Annotated in this window: 28 protein-coding genes; 21 read left to right on the top strand and 7 right to left on the bottom strand. The window is 35.8% G+C overall.

Features of this window, described 5'->3' with window-relative positions; all coding sequences use genetic code 11:
• The first annotated feature begins 170 nt into the window (after positions 1 to 170).
• The gene (locus KPL75_RS06520) at positions 171 to 659 is read left to right on the top strand and encodes a DUF3993 domain-containing protein (protein ID WP_002111512.1); all 489 of its coding nucleotides are present in this window, start codon (positions 171 to 173) and stop codon (positions 657 to 659) included.
• Between the two features lie 24 nt (positions 660 to 683).
• Here the strand turns inward: KPL75_RS06520 and KPL75_RS06515 are convergent, their stop codons facing one another.
• Positions 684 to 920 carry a glutaredoxin family protein gene (locus KPL75_RS06515; RefSeq protein ID WP_070144681.1) on the bottom strand — a complete coding sequence of 79 codons (237 nt, stop codon included), beginning with the start codon at positions 918 to 920 and terminating at the stop codon, positions 684 to 686.
• A 232-nt stretch (positions 921 to 1,152) separates the two neighbouring features.
• On the opposite strand from KPL75_RS06515, the gene KPL75_RS06510 reads away from it, so the two are divergent.
• From KPL75_RS06510 to KPL75_RS06465, 10 genes are all read left to right on the top strand, one after another.
• A complete protein-coding gene (locus KPL75_RS06510) occupies positions 1,153 to 1,389 on the top strand; it encodes a YkuJ family protein (RefSeq protein ID WP_002111509.1) in 237 nt (78 codons plus the stop codon).
• 184 nt (positions 1,390 to 1,573) lie between these two features.
• Positions 1,574 to 1,723, top strand: a complete 150-nt coding sequence (locus KPL75_RS06505) for a hypothetical protein (RefSeq protein ID WP_002160670.1) — start codon at positions 1,574 to 1,576, stop codon at positions 1,721 to 1,723.
• 74 nt (positions 1,724 to 1,797) lie between these two features.
• A complete protein-coding gene (locus KPL75_RS06500) occupies positions 1,798 to 2,316 on the top strand; it encodes a ribonuclease H-like YkuK family protein (protein WP_002033829.1) in 519 nt (172 codons plus the stop codon).
• A 105-nt stretch (positions 2,317 to 2,421) separates the two neighbouring features.
• Positions 2,422 to 2,613: an antirepressor AbbA gene (abbA, locus tag KPL75_RS06495; protein WP_219919843.1), complete on the top strand. Its 192-nt coding sequence runs from the start codon at positions 2,422 to 2,424 to the stop codon at positions 2,611 to 2,613.
• 162 nt (positions 2,614 to 2,775) lie between these two features.
• Positions 2,776 to 3,219 (top strand): cyclic-di-AMP-binding protein CbpB, encoded by a 444-nt coding sequence (gene cbpB, locus KPL75_RS06490; protein WP_219919841.1) that lies wholly within the window; start codon positions 2,776 to 2,778, stop codon positions 3,217 to 3,219.
• 177 nt (positions 3,220 to 3,396) lie between these two features.
• Positions 3,397 to 4,281, top strand: a complete 885-nt coding sequence (locus KPL75_RS06485; protein ID WP_219919839.1) for a transcriptional regulator CcpC — start codon at positions 3,397 to 3,399, stop codon at positions 4,279 to 4,281.
• Between the two features lie 71 nt (positions 4,282 to 4,352).
• Positions 4,353 to 5,075, top strand: a complete 723-nt coding sequence (dapD, locus tag KPL75_RS06480; RefSeq protein WP_219919837.1) for a 2,3,4,5-tetrahydropyridine-2,6-dicarboxylate N-acetyltransferase — start codon at positions 4,353 to 4,355, stop codon at positions 5,073 to 5,075.
• A 61-nt stretch (positions 5,076 to 5,136) separates the two neighbouring features.
• The gene (locus KPL75_RS06475) at positions 5,137 to 6,267 is read left to right on the top strand and encodes an N-acetyldiaminopimelate deacetylase (protein WP_219919835.1); all 1,131 of its coding nucleotides are present in this window, start codon (positions 5,137 to 5,139) and stop codon (positions 6,265 to 6,267) included.
• Positions 6,268 to 6,541: 274 nt separating this feature from the next.
• On the top strand, positions 6,542 to 7,408 hold the full coding sequence (locus KPL75_RS06470) for a cytochrome C oxidase assembly protein (protein WP_219919833.1): 867 nt from the start codon (positions 6,542 to 6,544) through the stop codon (positions 7,406 to 7,408).
• Positions 7,409 to 7,491: 83 nt separating this feature from the next.
• On the top strand, positions 7,492 to 8,157 hold the full coding sequence (locus KPL75_RS06465) for a potassium channel family protein (protein WP_000504032.1): 666 nt from the start codon (positions 7,492 to 7,494) through the stop codon (positions 8,155 to 8,157).
• A 38-nt stretch (positions 8,158 to 8,195) separates the two neighbouring features.
• On the opposite strand, the gene rnjA is transcribed toward KPL75_RS06465, so the two are convergent.
• Positions 8,196 to 9,863, bottom strand: a complete 1,668-nt coding sequence (rnjA, locus tag KPL75_RS06460; protein ID WP_219919831.1) for a ribonuclease J1 — start codon at positions 9,861 to 9,863, stop codon at positions 8,196 to 8,198.
• Between the two features lie 4 nt (positions 9,864 to 9,867).
• Positions 9,868 to 10,080 carry a DNA-dependent RNA polymerase subunit epsilon gene (locus tag KPL75_RS06455; protein WP_000576437.1) on the bottom strand — a complete coding sequence of 71 codons (213 nt, stop codon included), beginning with the start codon at positions 10,078 to 10,080 and terminating at the stop codon, positions 9,868 to 9,870.
• Positions 10,081 to 10,628: 548 nt separating this feature from the next.
• Between KPL75_RS06455 and KPL75_RS06450 the strand changes: the two genes are divergently transcribed.
• The gene (locus KPL75_RS06450) at positions 10,629 to 11,402 is read left to right on the top strand and encodes a Cof-type HAD-IIB family hydrolase (RefSeq protein ID WP_219919829.1); all 774 of its coding nucleotides are present in this window, start codon (positions 10,629 to 10,631) and stop codon (positions 11,400 to 11,402) included.
• Positions 11,403 to 11,464: 62 nt separating this feature from the next.
• On the opposite strand, the gene def is transcribed toward KPL75_RS06450, so the two are convergent.
• The gene (gene def, locus KPL75_RS06445; RefSeq protein WP_219919828.1) at positions 11,465 to 12,019 is read right to left on the bottom strand and encodes a peptide deformylase; all 555 of its coding nucleotides are present in this window, start codon (positions 12,017 to 12,019) and stop codon (positions 11,465 to 11,467) included.
• 167 nt (positions 12,020 to 12,186) lie between these two features.
• Entirely contained in the window at positions 12,187 to 12,336 is a 150-nt protein-coding gene (locus KPL75_RS06440) for a YjcZ family sporulation protein (protein ID WP_000274565.1), read from the bottom strand.
• Positions 12,337 to 12,849: 513 nt separating this feature from the next.
• On the opposite strand from KPL75_RS06440, the gene pdhA reads away from it, so the two are divergent.
• From pdhA to KPL75_RS06415, 5 genes are all read left to right on the top strand, one after another.
• Entirely contained in the window at positions 12,850 to 13,965 is a 1,116-nt protein-coding gene (gene pdhA, locus KPL75_RS06435; RefSeq protein WP_000536893.1) for a pyruvate dehydrogenase E1 component subunit alpha, read from the top strand.
• 3 nt (positions 13,966 to 13,968) lie between these two features.
• Positions 13,969 to 14,946, top strand: a complete 978-nt coding sequence (gene pdhB, locus KPL75_RS06430; RefSeq protein WP_000068162.1) for a pyruvate dehydrogenase complex E1 component subunit beta — start codon at positions 13,969 to 13,971, stop codon at positions 14,944 to 14,946.
• Between the two features lie 93 nt (positions 14,947 to 15,039).
• Positions 15,040 to 16,329 (top strand): pyruvate dehydrogenase complex dihydrolipoyllysine-residue acetyltransferase, encoded by a 1,290-nt coding sequence (gene pdhC / locus KPL75_RS06425; protein WP_219919826.1) that lies wholly within the window; start codon positions 15,040 to 15,042, stop codon positions 16,327 to 16,329.
• 5 nt (positions 16,330 to 16,334) lie between these two features.
• Entirely contained in the window at positions 16,335 to 17,747 is a 1,413-nt protein-coding gene (gene lpdA / locus KPL75_RS06420) for a dihydrolipoyl dehydrogenase (protein ID WP_000260105.1), read from the top strand.
• A gap of 207 nt (positions 17,748 to 17,954) precedes the next feature.
• The gene (locus tag KPL75_RS06415) at positions 17,955 to 18,182 is read left to right on the top strand and encodes a hypothetical protein (protein WP_002088334.1); all 228 of its coding nucleotides are present in this window, start codon (positions 17,955 to 17,957) and stop codon (positions 18,180 to 18,182) included.
• Between the two features lies 1 nt (position 18,183).
• Here KPL75_RS06415 and KPL75_RS06410 read toward each other — a convergent pair whose 3' ends face one another.
• On the bottom strand, positions 18,184 to 18,576 hold the full coding sequence (locus KPL75_RS06410) for a DUF1885 family protein (protein ID WP_002014853.1): 393 nt from the start codon (positions 18,574 to 18,576) through the stop codon (positions 18,184 to 18,186).
• Between the two features lie 134 nt (positions 18,577 to 18,710).
• On the opposite strand from KPL75_RS06410, the gene KPL75_RS06405 reads away from it, so the two are divergent.
• The 4 genes from KPL75_RS06405 (at position 18,711) to KPL75_RS06390 (ending at position 19,692) form a co-directional block, all read left to right on the top strand.
• Positions 18,711 to 19,007 (top strand): DUF3055 domain-containing protein, encoded by a 297-nt coding sequence (locus tag KPL75_RS06405; RefSeq protein ID WP_000462036.1) that lies wholly within the window; start codon positions 18,711 to 18,713, stop codon positions 19,005 to 19,007.
• Positions 19,008 to 19,202: 195 nt separating this feature from the next.
• On the top strand, positions 19,203 to 19,331 hold the full coding sequence (locus KPL75_RS06400; RefSeq protein ID WP_000536778.1) for a GapA-binding peptide SR1P: 129 nt from the start codon (positions 19,203 to 19,205) through the stop codon (positions 19,329 to 19,331).
• 59 nt (positions 19,332 to 19,390) lie between these two features.
• On the top strand, positions 19,391 to 19,519 hold the full coding sequence (locus KPL75_RS06395) for a GapA-binding peptide SR1P (RefSeq protein ID WP_002033839.1): 129 nt from the start codon (positions 19,391 to 19,393) through the stop codon (positions 19,517 to 19,519).
• 44 nt (positions 19,520 to 19,563) lie between these two features.
• Positions 19,564 to 19,692 carry a GapA-binding peptide SR1P gene (locus KPL75_RS06390; protein ID WP_000536785.1) on the top strand — a complete coding sequence of 43 codons (129 nt, stop codon included), beginning with the start codon at positions 19,564 to 19,566 and terminating at the stop codon, positions 19,690 to 19,692.
• A gap of 37 nt (positions 19,693 to 19,729) precedes the next feature.
• Here KPL75_RS06390 and KPL75_RS06385 read toward each other — a convergent pair whose 3' ends face one another.
• On the bottom strand, positions 19,730 to 20,560 hold the full coding sequence (locus KPL75_RS06385) for a protein-glutamine gamma-glutamyltransferase (RefSeq protein ID WP_219919824.1): 831 nt from the start codon (positions 20,558 to 20,560) through the stop codon (positions 19,730 to 19,732).
• Positions 20,561 to 21,196 lie beyond the last annotated feature (636 nt).

Here is a 21,196-nt window from a genome sequence, read left to right as displayed (position 1 = left end):
CGTGCATTTTTTTTGTTTGTTTTTATCATAAATTGGTAATAGTGAAAATGATGATGAAAATGCTGTCTATCGTTGTAAAGATTTTACGAACGAAATCATCCCTTTCTTTGCATAATCATTGTTACAATGAATACTACAAAGACAAGCTCTTTTAAAAGGAAGGTGAAAAAATGAAGAAATATGGAATATGGTTTGTTCTATTTATATGTGTTGCCTTTCTAGTTGGCTATAGTGTCACAACTGTTTTAGGAAAAGAAGAAGTGAAAGTGGATCGGAAAGAAGTGTTTACAACGATACAAAAAGGTTATGAGACGCAATTTTCAATTCGTGGGAAGCAAATATCTATGAATAAGATGATAGAGACGCTATCACCATATTTTACAAATAATTTCCTTCAAGTTTTTACAGATGAAAACAGTAGAAATGAAAAACAAAGTGGTGAATATTTACTTCCAGCAAAAGAAGCTCCGTTTTCCTTTAATTCAGAAACAAAAATGTCTTATGATGAAGAACATAAAAATTTATATGTCTATGAGCGGGCAAAGAGTGGACAATATCAAATTGTGACATTGCAAAAGGATAATGGAAAATGGAAATTAGCAGGGTATCATGAAAGTCAGGAACTATTGACTGAAATAAAAAGGTTACAACAATTATGAGAATAGGAATAGGTATCCCTATTCTTATTCTATACCGAGTAGTTGTTGTAATTTTTCAATTTGAAAACCTGCGACAACTTCTCCGTCAATTACAACTGTTGGAGTTGAATAGGATTCATAGTCAGATAAAAGACGATTGCGTGCAGCAGCGTCTTTTTTTACGTCAAATTCTTCATATACAACGTTATTATGTTTTAAAAATTCTTTCACAATGGTACAAGGCGGACAATCAGGTTGTGTATAAACCTCAATTTTTTTCATTGTAATTCCTCCCTTTTTCTGTTTTTTATTATATTCTGCCAGTATAAAAAGCGCAATAAAGAAGTAAAAAGATGCTCTTTCATCTTTTTACTTCGTATTTCGACAAATTTTAGTTGAGTTTCTGGCCAAGAACCTTTATCCTAGATTGTGGAACGTTTTTTCTGTTATGACGGATAGAATGAGTATAGCTGTAAAACCTATTGGTAGGAAGATCAGAGAAAGGAGAGATTTCATGTCTCTACTCCAAGGAATTTTAACTCGACTTGTTAGTCTACAAGAACAAGCTGAAAGCGGTGAAGTAGCACAACGCTATTTTGAAGTGAACGGTGAGCGCAAATGTAGCGTGAAATTTTTCGATAAAAGTGAAATGTATGAATTAGAAGTGTATCAACAAGGTGAAAAACCTCAAGTGTATCAATTCGATAACATCGATATGGTTGCAATTGAGATTTATGATATCATTAATTGATACATATAAAAAAGGTACTGCCAATGGCGGTACCTTTTTTAGTTATATTAATTAATGGGCTATACAGGTAGTAGAAGTTGCAATTTAAGTCGCGATTAAATAAAAGAGTTTTTACAAATGTATATGTATAGGAATTTTTTATTTTTCCTACAATGATAGTAAATATTAATAGGAGGTGCAAAGGATGGAACGCTTACCGATTGTTATTTGTCCTAATTGTCACAGTCATGCTGAAATTAATCATGTATTAACCGCCCAGTCTAATCAAAATGTAATTTATACATGTAAGTTTTGTAATTATGTAATTCGAAATATTGAAACGAATAAAGGGTAGTAAGTTATAATTTTTGTTTTTGTCCCATACAATGAGAATACGAAAAGTCTGCCTAATTGAAAGGACGTGACTATGTGGACGGTGAGCATACATTTTATAATGTTTCAGAGAGACATTTGAATTTTGATATGGTATTTAACCGTATTTGTAGTTTCATTGAAAAGGATCCACGAAATTTATATCGATTATCTATTGGGACAGACTCACAAGCGCATCAAAAGGATACGAGGTTTATTACAGCGATACATATTCATCGGGTTGGAAAAGGAGCATGGGGATGTTTGCATCATAAATCAGTGAAAAATAAGCCAGCAACGTTGCGAGAGAAAATATATTTAGAAACACAGTTTAGTCAAGAAATCGCCTATCTATTTACTCCCAATCATATACAAGCAATATGGGATTTATTGCACCCATACGCTCAAGATGGAGCAGGATTCATAATGGAAATTCATTTAGATATCGGGAATGATGGTTTAACAAAAGAATTTATTTTAGATATGACGATGAAAATTCAAGCAATGGGATTAACAGCAAAAATTAAACCAGATGCTTATGCGGCATTTAGTTATGCGAACAGATATACGAAATAATGTCTATATATTCGCAGTCGTTAAGTATTTTTATCGAAAACTGAATATTACGTCTGTTAAATAAGCTGAAAAATTTATATAATGAGAGTGCAAGGAGAGGAGCATATGGAAAAGGAATTTGTTTTAACAAGAGAAGAAGAAAATTTATTGTTGGACATTCTGTTTCGGCAAAATTACGCGAGCGAAATTTTAGCGGTGGAGCTTACAGACATTGAGAATGGTTTAAAACAGGCAGATGTGACGCAATATAAAAAAATCACAAGATTGTTTTACCGATTAAAAAATAAAGGGTATTAAGCGCTACCGGAATGGTAGTCTTTTTTTTATGTTGTATGCTAAAATAGTTGTGTATCTTTATTTTTATTAGAAGAATGTTAGGACAAAATAATAATGTGAAAACGCTATCATAAAATGTGAATAGGATTGGAGAATATAAGCAGGGGAAATGGGGGATGTAACATGATTAGTATTCCGAAAGATGAGTTTCAACAAATTCTTGTGAAGGATTTAATAATTTCATCAGAAAAAGTAGCACATGTCCAAATAGGGAATGGTTTAGAACATGCGTTACTCGTTCTTGTGAAATCTGGATATTCGGCGATTCCTGTTTTAGACCCTATGTATAAATTACATGGGTTAATTAGTACTGCTATGATTTTAGATGGTATTTTAGGATTAGAGCGCATTGAGTTTGAAAGACTTGAGAATATGAAAGTTGAACAAGTGATGAAGGAAGAGATTCCAGTTCTTATGTTAGAAGATTCTTTTGCAAAAGCTTTAGAAATGACAATTGATCATCCTTTTATTTGCGCTGTCAATGAAGAAGGTTACTTCGAGGGTATTTTAACACGTCGGGCTATTTTAAAATTGTTGAATAAAAAAGTGAGACAGCATAATCGATAACGTAGGGAAAGTGACTTCACAGAAAAGGCGAAGTCACTTTTTTTCGTGCATATCAGTTGTGTATGTATTATATTTAAAAAGACATAAAACATAAGAAAAGTTTGAACTAATAAACCGTTCTAATGTATAAAAGTATTCAATTAAATTAAGAATGAAATGCTTATTAAAATTAGGTGTATGGAAGCTAAGGAAAGAGGGAGAAAGTTGCAAATTGATGATTTTCAAATGATGGTTGTGTTAGCTCAGGAATCAAATATGAGAAAAGCGGCGGAACGTTTATTTGTTTCCCAACCTGCGCTTAGTCAACGATTACAATCTATGGAGAAACAATGGGGAATGAAATTTTTTATTCGTTCACAAAAAGGATTAACAATTACACCTGAAGGGGAAAAAGTTGCAAATTATGCAAAGGAAATGTTACAACGGGAAGAGGATATTAAAAGTGAACTGGCTCTTTTTAGAACGGAAACATACGGTACGTTAAAAATAGCTGTTGCATCAGTCATTGGTCAATATTGGCTTCCACCTGTTTTGAAAAAATTTGTGCATAAGTATCCTTCTGTGAAGATATCTCTGTTTACTGGCTGGAGTAGCGAAGTGCAAAAGCAATTTTATGAAGGAGACGTTCATGTCGCCATATTAAGAGGAACACAAGAATATAAAGGTCAGAAGCAACAATTATTTGAAGATGAATTATACTTAGTTGATAAAGAAATAAAAGATATTTCGATGTTAAAAGAGACAAATAGACCATTTATTCAATTTAAAAGTGATTCGACCTACTATGGACAAATACAAAATTGGTGGTACGGATTATTTTCAAATCCACCTAAGCGAACGATTGTAGTTGACCAAATTGAAACGTGCAAACAGCTTGTTTTAAATGGAATAGGTTATGCTCTTTTACCTTCGACTGTTTTAAGAGAAGTGCAGGAAAATATGTATAAAACACCTGTTCAATTAACGAGAGAAACATGGTTATTGACGAGTGACTCGGCAAGGCAGTTGAAGCAAGTACAAGCATTTTTAGAAATTATAGAAGAAATTCAAATGGAAAAATAAGATTATTGTCTTGCTACTCGCTCTATCGTTTGGTAGAGTAACATTATAAATGGATTTAGGAGGCAACAAGAATGAAAATGATGGACGCTAACGAAATTATTTCGTTTATTCAAAACAGTGAAAAGAAAACACCTGTAAAGGTATACATAAAAGGGGATTTAAAAGAGGTAACATTCCCTGAAACAGTACAAGCATTTGTAAATAAAAAATCTGGTGTATTATTCGGAGAATGGTCTGAAATTAAGGCAATTCTTGATGAAAATAACACGCACATTGTTGATTATGTAGTTGAGAACGACCGTCGTAATTCTGCAATTCCAATGCTTGATTTAAAAGGTATTAAAGCTCGTATTGAGCCAGGCGCGATTATTCGTGACCATGTAGAAATTGGTGACAACGCTGTTATCATGATGAATGCAACAATTAACATTGGTGCTGTAATTGGTGAAGGTACTATGATCGACATGAACGCAGTGCTTGGTGGACGTGCAACAGTTGGTAAGAACTGTCACGTAGGTGCAGGTGCTGTACTTGCAGGTGTTATTGAGCCACCTTCTGCAAAACCAGTTATCGTTGAAGATGATGTTGTAATTGGTGCAAATGTAGTTGTTCTAGAAGGTGTTACAGTAGGTAAAGGTGCAGTTGTAGCAGCAGGAGCTGTTGTAACAGAAGATGTGCCTCCATATACAGTTGTTGCGGGAACTCCGGCACGTGTAATTAAAGAAATTGATGAGAAGACAAAAGCAAAAACTGAAATTAAACAAGAGCTTCGTCAATTAAACCCAGAGAAATAAAAAACAAAAAGCGTAAGAGCATGAATGTGCTCTTACGCTTTTTATAGATAGAGGTGCAAAAATGACAGTAAGCAAATTTGTCCAAGTTCGTAGAGATTTACATAAAATTCCGGAAATCGGATTTAAAGAGTGGAAAACACAACGGTATATTTTAGATTATATAGGAACGCTTTCTAATGAATATTTGGAAGTGAAAACATGGAAAACAGGTGTAATTGTTAAAGTAAATGGAAAAAAACCAGAAAAAATAATAGGTTATCGTGCAGATATAGACGGTCTACCAATTACAGAGGAAACGGGATATGAATTCTCTTCCGTCCATGAAGGAATGATGCATGCATGTGGGCATGATTTGCATACAACAATTGGCTTAGGACTTCTAACAGCGGCTGTAAGCGAAAGAATAGATGATGATCTTGTGTTTATATTCCAACCAGCTGAAGAAGGTCCAGGTGGTGCACTTCCTATGTTAGAAAGCGATGAGTTAAAAGAATGGAAGCCTAATATGATTCTTGGACTTCATATTGCGCCTGAATACTCTGTGGGAACAATTGCTACAAAAGAAGGTTTATTATTTGCGAATACATCAGAGTTATACGTTGATTTAAAAGGAAAAGGTGGACATGCTGCATATCCCCATACAGCAAATGATATGATTGTTGCAGCGAGTCATCTCGTTACACAACTTCAATCAGTTATTAGTCGTAATGTAAACCCTCTTGACAGTGCGGTAATTACGATTGGGAAAATTACAGGTGGTACAGTTCAAAACATTATCGCAGACAAGTCTCGTTTAGAAGGAACAATTCGAACGCTATCAGTGGAATCAATGAAACGTGTTAAAAGCCGAATTGAGGCAATTGTTGCGGGAATAGAAGCTTCTTTTCAATGTGAAACTGTTATTGACTACGGAGCGATGTATCATCAAGTGTATAACCATGAAGAGTTAACGAGAGAGTTTATGCAATTTACACGTGAACAAACGAATATGGACGTAATTACATGTACGGAGGCAATGACAGGTGAAGACTTTGGTTATATGCTTCGAGAGATACCTGGATTTATGTTTTGGCTTGGAGTAAATTCAGAATATGGTTTACATCATGCGAAATTAAAACCAGACGAAGAGGTTATTGAGAAAGCGATTGTATTTTTAAATCAATATGTGAAGTGGAAGGGAAATAGAAAGTGAACTTACTCGCTAATTGTGCAATAGTTTAGAGTAGGGACTTCTTAGTTCAGAGACGAAAACATCTTTTGTATTTGTTAGTGTTAGACATCTTCACACAAATGAGTAAAGTTAAATTTGATGTCTTAATAATGAGCAGGGGGTTTTTTAGCCACTGCTCATTATTAATTATTGCTAATAGGGAAGATAATTATTTAACTACCCTATATATGTTTACTTTTAGTATGAAAAGTGTGTAAAATCAATGTGATACATAGAAAAAAGGGTGGGGAATTACGTGCAAATTAGCAGTGCGATTTTATGTTTCGTCTTATATGCATATGTTATTATTGCGGCGGTTTATTTTGGGATAAGTTTTTACGCCTATCGTTTAGCAAATAATAGTGAATATGAAGAAACATACAAATGGGTGAAAAGATATTTGTCACCTGTACTAGAAATTATGAATGGATTTGTTCTTTTTTTATTTATTGGATTAATTGCTTTCTCAACGAGTTTAGTAGGGAATAAGACTACATTATTTGTACTAGGTATCATTATTTTTATGCTATTAGGAATTCGGATTGGTAATACGGTGTTTTGGAACGAAAGAAAAATAGATGGTTGGACAGGGATGTTTATTCCATGTATGTTAGCTGCAATCGTGACGAATATAGAACATGAATATTATCAATTACATTTTTGGCTTATCATTGTTTTAACAATCCTTTCTGTTTTGTATATAAGTACTGTCGTGCTAACATACATTGCAAATGAAAAAGGAGATGCAAAAGGTGCACGCTTCTTTAGAGGGCGTGCATTATTATGGAGTGTACCTACGATGGCGGTTATAGGAATTATTGCGATATTAGTAAATGGATATCAATTTACTAATTGGCAACTGTTTTTAGAAACTTGGTGGATCTTCATTGTTTCGCTTGTAGCTTTTTTAGGCGCAACACATTATTTATTCCATCAACATCATTACATATTGGCACTGTTATTCGCATTTACACAACTTTTATTTGCTTTTTTCGGACAAGAAACGCTATTGTTCGTTTTTGAAACATTTAGTTCATTTGGAAATATATTTGTATTTGGTATGTTAATTTTCGGTGTCGCGTTTTATTTACAACAGTATTTTTATATGCAAAAACAAAAATAAGAATTATATACGGGTTTTTGTAGCAAATTTAAAGTATGTTACAATAAAAGTACATAGTACTTGATGTTATTGGAGGAATTCCTGTGGGCGAAAAAGAGAAAGAATTTGCTGTTATTGGGCTTGGCCGTTTTGGTGGAAGTATTTGCCGAGAACTCGCTCAATTAGGTATGGAAGTAATGGCAATTGATTCAGATGAGGATAAAATTAATGAGTTTGCAAATATAGCTTCGCATGCTGTAATTGCAGATTCAACAGATGAGATGGTATTAAAAAGTCTTGGTATTCGTAATTTTGATCATGTAGTCGTTGCTATTGGAGATAATTTGAATTCAAGTATTTTAACAACGTTAATTTTGAAAGAATTAGGTGTGAAAAATATTACTGTGAAAGCTCAAAATGACTATCATGAAAAAGTGTTAAGTAAAATAGGGGCAGATCATATTGTGCATCCAGAACGAGACATGGGAAAAAGGATTGCTAATAATATCGCATCAAGTAATGTGTTAGATTACCTAGAGCTTTCAGATGAGCATAGTATTGTAGAGATTATCGCAAATAAAAAAATTGATGGGCATTCTTTAATTGAATTAGATATTCGTGCGAAGTTTGGTTTGAACATTGTAGCAATTAAACGTGGAAAAGAAGTTATTGTATCTCCTCGAGCTACAGAAAACATTCAGGCGGGAGATATATTAATTGTAATTGGTCATGACGATGAAGTAGATCGTTTTAAGCATTTTTTAAGATAAGAGAAAAGGACAATGCCGAGGAGGCATTGTCCTTTTTCTTATATTTCCATAATGATTGGTAAAATCATTGGACGACGTTTCGTTTTTTCGTATAGGAATGGTGCTAATGTGTCTGTAATCTCATTTTTAATTTCAGACCATTGTGTTGTTTTTCGTTCCATTACTTTTTCTAAATGTGTTGTAATTAATGTTTGAGCATCGTTGATTAAATCGCTGCTTTCACGCATATAAACGAAACCACGCGAGATGATATCAGGTCCTGCTGCAACTTTAAATTCTTTCATATCAATGCTTACAACTACAATAACAAGTCCTTCTTCAGAAAGAATGCGACGATCACGTAATACGATATTACCGATATCTCCAATACCATTTCCATCGATATAGACAGAGCCAGATGGGATTTTCCCAGCTACGCTTGCTTCATCTGAACGTAAAGCAAGAACATCTCCATTATCCATGGTGAAACAGTTTTCTTCTGGAATACCACAATCATTCGCTAATTTCATATGCATACGTTGCATACGATACTCACCATGAATTGGCATGAAATACTTCGGTTTAATTAGACGTAGCATTAGTTTTTGCTCTTCTTGTCCACCGTGTCCACTCGTATGAATATTTGAGAGTTTGCCATGGATTACATCAGCACCAGCACGATACAACATGTTAATTGTACGGCTTACACTAATTGTATTGCCTGGGATTGGTGAAGAAGAGAAAACAACTGTATCGCCAGGGATAATTTGAATTTGACGATGTGTACCATTGGCAATACGTGAAAGTGCTGCCATTGGCTCCCCTTGACTACCTGTACATAACATAACAACTTTATTAGCTGGTAGGCGGTTTAGCTGAGATGTGTCTATGAATGTATCCTTTGGACACCGGATATAACCAAGGTTTTGTCCGATCTCAATAGCTGCCTCCATACTGCGGCCGAATACAGCTACTTTACGATTGTTTTCAACAGCAGCCTCAACGACTTGTTGTAAACGATGGATATTCGATGCAAAGGTTGCGAATATAATACGACCGTCTACTTTGCGGAATATATCTTGAATACTATCACCAACGCGGCGCTCAGACATCGTAAAGTTTGGCACTTCACTGTTTGTACTATCAGATAAGAGACAAAGTACACCATCTTTTCCGATTTCGGCCATTTTTGTTAAATCTGCTGGCTCACCTACTGGTGTGAAATCAAATTTGAAATCACCTGTATGAACGACTTGTCCTTGAGGTGTTTTCACAACAACTCCGTATGAATCCGGAATACTGTGAGTTGTACGGAAGAAGGAAACAGATGTCTTTTTAAATTTAATAACATCATCTTCTTGGATTTCGTAAAGTTTTGCTTTACGAAGTAATCCGTGCTCTTCTAATTTGTTTTTTATTAGGGCAATTGCTAATTTTCCACCGTAAATTGGAATGTTTACTTGACGTAATAGATAAGGAATTCCACCGATATGATCTTCGTGACCATGTGTAATGAATAACCCTTTAATTTTATCTTCGTTTCGCACAAAATAAGTGTAATCTGGTATTACATAATCGATCCCGAGGAGTTCGTCTTCTGGAAATTTAATTCCAGCGTCAATTATAATAATTTCATCTTGAAATTGAACAGCATATGTATTTTTACCGATTTCACCAAGACCACCGAGAGCAAAAACGGCAACTTGATCATTTTTTAGGAATTTCATATGACTATACGATCTCCGCTAATATTAAATCAGCGTTTTGTTTTTCATATTCAAGATGAGCGCCAGTAACAGACTGAACGAACTCGATATTATATGCGAACTTCTGTAATTTTTTACGAACATCCTTTTGAGACGTAGCCTCTAAATATAAAACTTTTGTATTTTCACGTACTGGGACCTCAGTTAATTTTTCTTGATAAAATACTTTAAAAATCATTTGGAAAACCTCTCCTTGTCTATGTTTTGCATTATCTGTTACTTATTATAAAGCAAACAGTCACGATTTTCATGTTTTTTCGAATGAGAATGAAGAAAAAGCCCGAAATGGGCACAATTTAAGCGATTGTCTTCTTACGGACTAAATCGTTTAAATAACGCTTGAGCTTTTTCTTCAGCTTCTTCAGCATGATTACTCCTTCCTTTCCTTATTTTAAACATGCATATTACTAATGATAACTCCGTCTCCCATACAAGAAAGAAGATTAGAAGTGAATAGTGAATCTTGTTCTTTTTAGTATAGTGTAAGTTATCCTGTAGTAACGATTAGTAGCCGTTAGTTATAGATATAGTATGAGGAAGAATAGAAAAGAAAATTCATCCGAACAAGTATCCACATTTTTTTGCTAATAGTATATGCACATTTCATAAATAAGGTCAGAAAGTGAACGCTTTCTTCACAGATGTTTAATATGTTATACTTTTTTTTGAAATTTGAAAAGTGATAATCAAATTAGGAATATAGAGTGCCAGAAAGGATTTTGACAAATGAATGATAAAATTGTCTTTTTTGATATTGATGGAACATTATTAGATCATGATAAAAAAATTCCGCAATCTACAAGAGATGCAGTAAGAGATTTACAAGAAAAAGGTGTGCATGTAGCGATTGCGACAGGGCGTGCGCCATTTATGTTTGAAGATATTCGTGAGGAACTCAATATACATAATTATGTTAGTTTTAACGGGCAGTACGTTGTATTTGAAGATGAGGTAATATTTAATAATCCGTTACACCCAGCTGCTCTACATAAGTTTACTCAGTTTGCAAAACAAGAAGGATATCCACTTGTATATCTTGACCATCAAGAAATGAGAGCGTCAGTGGAATATCATGACTATGTAAAAGAAGGTTTTGGAAGCTTACAATTCGAGCATCCAGCATATGAACCTGATTTTTATGAGAAACGCGATATTTATCAAACGCTTCTTTTTTGTGAAGTAAACGAAGAAGAAAAGTTTATTCATCATTATCCAGATTTTCATTTTATACGCTGGCATGCATATTCAATGGATATTATTCCTAATGGTGGTTCTAAGGCAAAAGGGATTGAGAAGTTTATTGAGAAAATAGGATTTAATCGTGAACAAGTATATGCATTTGGGGACGGATTAAATGATTTAGAAATGATTGAAGCAGTAGGAACGGGCATCGTGATGGGGAATGGTCATGAGGATTTGAAAAAACTTGCTAATTATGTGACAAAAGATGTTAATGAAGACGGTATTTATCACGGATTAAAGTGGGCTGGCTTGTTATAAGTAAGTGTGGAACCCATTTCATATAATAAAAAGGCGGAAGGTTAACTTCCGCCTTTTTATTATTATCGCTCTAGAGGTTTTGAGTCATCGGGAGCCACAAATGGATTATCTTTATTAATATGGTCATAGAACATAACACCGTTTAAATGGTCGATTTCATGTTGGAATACAATTGCTGGTAAACCTTTTAATCGCAGTTTTACGTCTTCACCGTTAATCGCTGTTGCCTTTACTGTAATTCTTGTGTAACGAGGGACATAACCAGGTACTTCACGGTCTACAGATAGACAACCTTCACCATTTTGTAAATATGTACGTTCAACAGAATGACTAATGATTTTTGGGTTAAATAATGCGTAGCTATATAACGTACCGTTCGTATCAGTTACATGAACCGCAATCATTTTCTTTGAAATACCGATTTGCGGAGCCGCTAATCCGATTCCGGGGCGTAAATTATATTTTTCAGCCATTTCAGGGTCCTGGCTATTTATTACAAATTCAATCATTTCTTCAAGGGTATTTGTATCTTCCTCGCTAGCAGGTAAGGAGACCTCTTCTGCGACGTCGCGCAAAACTGGATTTCCTTCACGAATTACCTCATTCATTGTAAGCATATGTAATCTCTCCTTTCTTCTTTAGTCTACCAAAGGAGATAAAAAAAGTCATCGGCAAGTAAGGAAGAGCTACTTGGAAACAAATCTTCTACAGATAAGTTATGTAATAAAAAGAAAAGACGGCAAAGCCGTCTGTTTCTTTCCATAGTTGTTTTATTTTACATTAATTAGCGAATGCAAGCAGCACCAACGATAATTAAAAGGATAAACAACACAACGATTAAGGCGAAGCCGCGTCCAGATCCGCCACAAGAACCGCCATAACCGTAGGAAGGATATGAACAAGTTGTTGGATAGCAATATGAGTATCCGTACATGAGATGACCTCCTTTATCAGTTCCCGCTAATACTGCGGTTACTATAATGTATGGAGGAATGATCAGAAATGTATAGGTATTTACCTATAAAAGGAAGAAGTGTTTGTATAATTTTATTGAGAAGAGAGAAAAACTAAAGAGAATTAAATCGTTTACATATTATTCTAAGAGAAAAAATAAGTTAAAAAGGGAATAATATAACAGTAGGTTATTGCTTACTAATACAGATGTGAAAAATAAAAACACGTTTGTGTAGAGGAAACCTGCATATTATTTATAAAAAAACGTATTCAAAGTAATTGACATCGTAATTAGAATAGTTGTAAACTAAAAAACGTGATCAAGATTGTATTAATATGTTTTTGAAAAAACATTAGTACAGATTGTTAGGTACACAAAATTATTCTCAACCGACAGACAAATTTGTTGGTTTACATTGTTGCGCTTTCAGTCTAGTTAATAGATAGTGAAAGCGTTTCAGAATATGGTTCAAGAGAGGAAGAGGTGAACGGAATGGGTACTAAAACAAAAAAGACCCTATTTAATGTTGATGAGCAAATGAAAGCTATCGCAGCTCAATTTGAAACATTACAAATTTTAAATGAAAAAGGCGAAGTTGTGAATGAAGCAGCTATGCCTGAATTATCTGATGATCAATTAAAAGAATTAATGCGCCGTATGGTGTATACTCGCGTACTAGATCAACGTTCTATTTCTTTAAACCGTCAAGGACGTCTAGGCTTCTACGCACCAACTGCTGGACAAGAGGCTTCTCAATTAGCAAGTCATTTCGCACTTGAAGCAGAAGATTTCATCTTACCAGGATATCGTGATGTTCCACAATTAGTGTGGCACGGTCTACCATTATATCAAGCATTCTTATTCTCTCGTGGACATTTCATGGGTAACCAAATGCCTGAGAATGTAAATGCACTTGCTCCACAAATCATTATCGGTGCGCAAATCATCCAAACTGCTGGTGTTGCGTTAGGTATGAAATTACGTGGTAAAAAATCTGTTGCAATTACTTACACTGGTGACGGTGGTGCTTCACAAGGTGACTTCTACGAAGGTATGAACTTTGCGGGTGCATTCAAAGCTCCAGCAATCTTCGTTGTACAAAACAACCGTTATGCAATCTCTACTCCAGTAGAAAAACAATCAGCAGCTAAAACTGTAGCACAAAAAGCAGTAGCAGCAGGTATTTACGGAATTCAAGTAGACGGTATGGATCCATTAGCTGTATACGCAGCAACTGCTTTCGCTCGTGAGCGCGCAGTAAATGGCGAAGGCCCTACTCTAATCGAGACTTTAACATTCCGTTATGGTCCACATACAATGGCTGGTGATGACCCAACTCGTTACCGCACAAAAGATATCGAAAACGAATGGGAACAAAAAGATCCAATCGTACGCTTCCGTGCATTCTTAGAAAACAAAGGCCTATGGTCTCAAGAAGTTGAAGAGAAAGTAATCGAAGAAGCAAAAGAAGATATCAAACAAGCAATTGCTAAGGCTGACCAAGCTCCAAAACAAAAAGTTACTGATTTAATGGAAATCATGTACGAAAAAATGCCTTACAACTTAGCTGAACAATATGAAATTTACAAAGAAAAGGAGTCGAAGTAAGCCATGGCTCAAATGACAATGATTCAAGCAATCACTGATGCTTTACGCGTTGAAATGAAAAATGATCCTAACGTACTTGTGTTTGGTGAAGACGTTGGTGTAAACGGCGGAGTATTCCGTGCTACTGAAGGTTTACAAGCTGAATTCGGTGAAGATCGTGTAATGGATACTCCACTTGCAGAGTCTGGTATTGGTGGACTTGCAGTTGGACTTGCACTTGAAGGTTTCCGTCCAGTTCCAGAAATCCAATTCTTCGGTTTCATTTATGAAGTAATGGATTCAGTTTCTGGTCAATTAGCTCGTATGCGTTACCGTTCTGGTGGACGTTGGACTGCTCCAGTAACAATCCGTTCTCCATTCGGTGGTGGTGTTCATACTCCTGAACTACATGCTGATAGCTTAGAAGGATTAGTGGCTCAACAACCTGGTCTAAAAGTTGTTATTCCATCTACTCCATACGATGCAAAAGGTCTTTTAATCTCTGCGATTCGTGACAACGATCCAGTTATCTACTTAGAGCATATGAAATTGTACCGTTCATTCCGTCAAGATGTACCAGAAGGCGATTACACAATTGATTTAGGTAAAGCTGATATCAAACGTGAAGGTACAGATGTATCTGTTATCGCTTACGGTGCTATGGTTCATGCTGCATTAAAAGCTGCTGAAGAACTTGAAAAAGAAGGTATCTCTTTAGAGGTTGTTGACTTACGTACAGTTCAACCATTAGATATCGAAACAATCATCGCTTCTGTTGAGAAAACAGGCCGCGTAGTTGTGGTTCAAGAAGCTCAAAAACAAGCTGGTATTGCAGCTAACGTTGTAGCGGAAATTAACGACCGTGCAATCTTAAACTTAGAAGCTCCAGTTGTACGTGTTGCAGCTGCTGATACAGTATTCCCATTCTCTCAAGCTGAGAGCGTATGGTTACCAAACCATAAAGATATTGTTGAAGCTGTTAACAAAGTAATGAACTTCTAATTTTTAGTTTTTCATGTGCAGAAGAAATCAGCACATGCTGGTTTCTTTTGTACATATTCCATAATAATGAAATGAATCAGGGGGCTGAATTCCGTGGCATTTGAATTTAAACTACCAGATATCGGTGAAGGTATCCACGAAGGTGAAATCGTAAAATGGTTTATTAAACCAGGCGATGAAGTAAATGAAGACGATGTACTTCTTGAAGTACAAAATGATAAAGCAGTAGTAGAAATCCCTTCTCCTGTTAAAGGTAAAGTACTTGAAGTACTTGTAGAAGAAGGAACAGTTGCAATTGTAGGAGATACATTAATTAAATTTGATGCTCCTGGATACGAAAACCTTAAATTTAAAGGTGACGATCATGATGAAGCTCCAAAAGCTGAAGAAGCAGCAGTAGAAGCTCCAGCAGCGGAAGCTACTCCAGCAGCAACTGCAGAAGTAGTAAATGAGCGCGTTATCGCTATGCCATCTGTTCGTAAATATGCTCGTGAAAAAGGTGTAGATATTCATAAAGTAGCTGGTTCTGGTAAGAACGGCCGTGTTGTGAAAACTGACATCGATGCATTTGCAAATGGTGGACAAACTGTAGCAGCAACTGAGGCTCCAGCAGCAGTAGAAGCTACTCCAGCAGCAGCGAAAGAAGAAGCACCAAAAGCACAACCAATCCCAGCTGGTGAATATCCAGAAACTCGTGAGAAAATGAGTGGTATCCGTAAAGCGATTGCGAAAGCAATGGTTAACTCTAAGCATACAGCTCCTCACGTAACATTAATGGATGAAATTGATGTAACTGAGCTTGTTGCTCACCGTAAGAAGTTCAAAGCTGTTGCAGCGGACAAAGGTATTAAATTAACTTACCTTCCATACGTTGTTAAAGCTTTAACATCTGCATTACGTGAATACCCAATGTTAAACACTTCGTTAGACGATGCATCTCAAGAAGTAGTTCATAAACATTACTTCAACATCGGTATCGCAGCTGATACAGACAAAGGTCTATTAGTACCAGTTGTTAAAGATACAGATCGCAAGTCTATCTTCACTATTTCTAACGAGATCAATGATCTTGCTGGTAAAGCACGTGACGGTCGTTTAGCTCCAACTGAAATGAAAGGTGCTTCTTGCACAATTACAAACATTGGTTCTGCAGGTGGACAATGGTTCACTCCAGTTATCAATCACCCAGAAGTAGCAATCCTTGGTATCGGCCGTATCGCTGAGAAACCAGTTGTGAAAAACGGTGAAATCGTTGCAGCTCCAGTATTAGCTTTATCTCTAAGCTTTGACCATCGTTTAATTGACGGCGCAACTGCTCAAAAAGCATTAAACCAAATTAAACGTCTATTGAATGACCCACAATTATTAGTAATGGAGGCGTAATAACAATGGTAGTAGGAGATTTCCCAATTGAATTAGATACAGTCGTTGTTGGTGCAGGTCCTGGTGGATACGTTGCGGCAATTCGTGCAGCACAATTAGGTCAAAAGGTAGCGATTATTGAAAAAGCTAACCTTGGTGGCGTATGCTTAAACGTTGGATGTATTCCTTCAAAAGCGTTAATCAATGCAGGTCATCGTTATGAGAATGCAATGCATTCTGATGACATGGGTATCACTGCAGAGAACGTAAAAGTTGACTTTACAAAAGTTCAAGAATGGAAAAACGGCGTAGTTAAGAAATTAACTGGCGGTGTTGAAGGCCTTCTTAAAGGTAACAAAGTTGAAATCATTCGCGGTGAAGCTTACTTCGTAGATGCTAACACATTACGCGTAATGACTGAAGATGCAGCACAAACTTATACGTTTAAAAATGCTGTTCTTGCAACTGGTTCTACACCAATCGAAATTCCTGGATTCAAATACTCTAAACGTGTTATCAACTCTACAGGTGCATTAAGCTTACCTGAAATTCCTAAAAAACTTGTTGTAATCGGCGGCGGTTACATCGGTATGGAATTAGGTACTGCATATGCTAACTTCGGTACAGAAGTTACTGTAGTAGAAGCTGGCGACGAAATCTTAGCTGGTTTCGAAAAAGCAATGAGCTCTGTTGTTAAACGTGCTCTTCAAAAGAAAGGTAACGTAAATATCCATACAAAAGCTATGGCTAAAGGCGTTGAAGAAACAGAAACTGGCGTAAAAGTTAGCTTCGAAGTTAAAGGTGAAATCCAAACTGTAGAAGCAGATTACGTATTAGTAACTGTAGGTCGTCGTCCAAACACTCAAGAAATCGGTCTTGAGCAAGTTGGAGTTAAAATGACTGACCGCGGTATCATCGAAATCGATGAGCAATGCCGTACAAACGTACCAAACATCTATGCAATCGGTGATATCGTTCCTGGACCACCATTAGCTCATAAAGCTTCTTACGAAGGTAAAGTAGCTGTTGAAGTAATTAGTGGCCATGCATCAGCAATCGATTACATCGGAATTCCAGCAGTATGCTTCACTGATCCAGAATTAGCATCTGTTGGTTACACGAAGAAACAAGCTGAAGAAGCAGGAATGACAGTAGCTGTATCTAAGTTCCCATTCGCTGCAAACGGTCGTGCGTTATCATTAAACAGCACTGACGGTTTCTTACAACTTGTAACACGTAAAGAAGATGGTCTTCTTGTAGGTGCACAAGTTGCAGGTGCAGGTGCTTCTGATATTATCTCTGAGATTGGTTTAGCTATCGAAGCTGGAATGACAGCTGAAGATATCGCTCAAACAATCCATGCTCACCCAACATTAGGTGAAATCACAATGGAAGCAGCTGAAGTTGCTCTTGGAATGCCAATTCACATTGTAAAATAATTTAATGTAAATACCCCATCTCTTATTTAAAGAGATGGGGTATTTTTATTTTCATAAAATGACTGCAAGGTCTTTATATGTACTTGTCGAATGAATATATAATACTTAAAATGAACCGTTAGAATATATGCCGTTATATAATATGTAATTGATTCATACTTAATCCCATATGTTAATAAAATAGAGCATGTCAAAGGAGAAGGTTCCATGAGAATATTACATGTTATATTTTATCATTTTCTATTATGGAGTGGTTTTTCCATTGTATTAACATTATCGAATGGTGATAAGTTTCATTATAAAGTAATTCTCTTTTTCGTATTTCTTTATTTGGCATATGTAATTGCATGTTTTGTATTACACGTAAGAAAGCAGGCATTATTCCTTACGTGTTCAAATTGCATACTTTTTTTAATCATATTCTCTATTTTTTAAATTAACGTTTATAGAAATACATTGTTCTTCCATTAAATAGTTGTAACTCTCCTTCTAATTTCTTCGCTAGAAAACGGCTAAATTCATTTGCTTTTCCTTTATCACCAAATGTTGCTGTAGTAGGTAAAGAAACCTGAATGAAAGATTGTTCCTTTTCTATTCCAATCCCAACATAAATAGAATCATATCGATCGTGACTCGATTGGAGTTTTAATGTTGTTGCTGATGTATCTAATATTTCATAAGGAAAAGCTGTATTTGTATAAGCATAATTAATTTGATCACCAGTCTTGGAAGTAACGGTTTTATAGTTATGAAAAAGGTGTTTAACATCCTCTATTGAAACAGATTGTTGATTGGATTTAGGTACAAGTGTGATAAAGGCGTGTTGCATACAAATTCCCCCTTAGCTTAGTAGAATACTATCATTCTACATCCTACTGAATTTTTTGACAATTAAAAGGAGTATTGCTTTTTTTGTTTAATATATTAATAAGTAGGAAGTGTTATTTAGAAAGGTGGAAACTGATGTTTGAAAAATTGTATGATGAGCATGAAAGTGTGAAGGTACGATTTTTAGGATTTATGACGCATGATACACGTTATGATTTTGGAGTTATTTATACAAATATGTTTTTTGGAAAGCCACTTATTGTTTGTATGCAAACAGGGAGATCTACTTTGCTTGGGCGAGATGATGTAGAAAACGTTCCATATATACAAGAAATTTTTAAGTTAGGATCGGAAGAAGAGGCGGAGGAGTTAGCTCAGTTTTTTAAATTTCTTGTTCCGTCTACTTCTTTGCATGCGGAGTATGAAGAATAATTAACACGAAACAGTCGTACGTATGAGATATGGCTGTTTTTTTGTGTTAATATCGCATACTAATTTAATTTTAAAATATTTAATGTGTTATACTGAAAACCTATTGACGTAAAAAGTATAACATATTAAAATAAAGACAGAAAGTTAAGCGGTTACAAAAGTTTTTGGGATTATAAACTTAGGGGGAAATGAAAAATGGGAACAATCGTATGTCAAGATTGTGAAGGTACAATTGCACACTTCGAGGATGAGAAAGTAACGGTACTTTACGGGAAATGTGGATCTTGCGGATGTGATCACACAGAACATACAAAAGCCCAATAATTGATAGGAAATTGACAGCTAAAAGTTTTTAGGACCATAAACTTAGGGGGAAATGAAAAATGGGAACAATCGTATGCCAAGTTTGCGAAGGAACAATCGGACATTTTGAGGATGAGAAAACGACAGTACTTTATGGGAAATGTGGTTCTAATTGTGACTGTGCTAGTAGAGACAATGCGAAAGCTTAATCATATATAAGTAGATTACTCTTAAAACTCAGGGGGAAATGAAAATGGGAACAATCGTATGCCAAGTTTGTGAAGGAACAATCGCACATTTTGAAGATGAAAAATCAACAGTACTTTATGGGAAATGTGGATCTCATTGCGAATGTGACCATAAAGAACATACAAAAGCTTAATAATTAAGAAAAAACGCCTACACATGTAGGCGTTTTTTTAATAGATTGTAGTTGTATTTCCGACTGTTGCAACGATTGCATCATCTCTAATAGGAATAAATCCTATTGATGTTTGTGGCGTGTTAGGAGAGGCATATTGACTCATCATACGGCTATCAATACGTGTAATAAAATCGGTTAAATAAGCTGAAATAAAAGCATAAGGAATCCTTCGTTCATTTAATGAATAAATAATTTCCTCTTTCGTTTTTACGCCTACGCCATGTCCGTAAAAAAAGAAGTTTCCTAGATAGATTGTATTTTCTCCTTGCCACTCAATCGTAGCTGGATTAACTTGTGGGTTTTTAAAGTAAACGAGGTCACCTGGAACGATATCGCCACTCGTTTTTGTTATGAGCTTTAAGTCGCGATCGTAGTCCCATGTATAAAGTAAGAGGTTTGCGAATAGACGGTTGAAAGTTTTTTCCTCATATAATGATAGTAATGCTTTGTAAAAAATGATAATCATTGCGGTGGCACATTCAGTTCCATATAGTTTTCCGTTTTTAAAAATATCTTGGATGGCAATAGAGGGTGGTACGTTTGGGAGTAGTTGAAATCCGCCAAGTGATGTTCTTTCCCAAAACTGAGGGTTGCAAAAAGATTGTTGAAACGTACGAAACTGAAATCCACTTTGAAAAAGTTCTAGCGCGGAAGTAATAATATTAACTCGTAAATTAAGATCAAAGCTGAGTTCATCGGCTGTTCGGAAGGAATAAACTTCTTGATTTCCCGCCATTATGGATAAAATCTGTTGTTTTTCAGCTGCAAATGGCTCATATTCATTTGTGATATAAGGGTGTACAATAGAACGGCCTATCACAATCATAATGGTATCCCCACCTATACGTTACAGATTTCGCGATACGGGAAAGCTTATATTGGACTTTAGACATAGGATGAAAGTATCGCTTTTTCATAGAAAAACATTTATCCCGCTATTTGCGGGCAGTAAGACTCCCACCTCAAAATTAGGCTGGAGCGAAGAAGTTAGGTGGGAGCCCTGCGGCCCGTAAACGCCCGATTGGTGAAGGTTAATAATCAATGGGGGATGAACAAAACCCCCACTGATTAAAGTTTCACTTTATATTTTGGTAGACTTTAACTACAGACAAGTACAAGTCTTTAAAACGCCAATGTGTTCTTTGAAAAAAGGTAGCATAGGGAGTTCGATAGCCGAATTCAAGCTATCGGTAAAATGATATGTGTCGTCAAGAACAAGACGCTAAAACACCTGAACACGAATCTGTACGGTATGGTATAGTACCGTAGCTCACGAACCTATACGGTCTGTTGTGAGAGTGGTGATGGCACACCGCAATCTTGCACGTCAGCGATACAAAAAATGGACTTCGCCTTTGGTAGCAAGAATCCCACTGATGTTAGTCAGCTTGCCCCATTAGGGGTGGGAATGTCAAATTCTTTAGTATCGTATGAAAAAAAGAGAAGAAAGGTGAAAGAAAAG

It is taken from the genome of Bacillus sp. NP247 (assembly GCF_018966865.1).
Classification (GTDB): domain Bacteria; phylum Bacillota; class Bacilli; order Bacillales; family Bacillaceae_G; genus Bacillus_A.
This window is presented reverse-complemented; position numbering and strand designations above follow the sequence as displayed.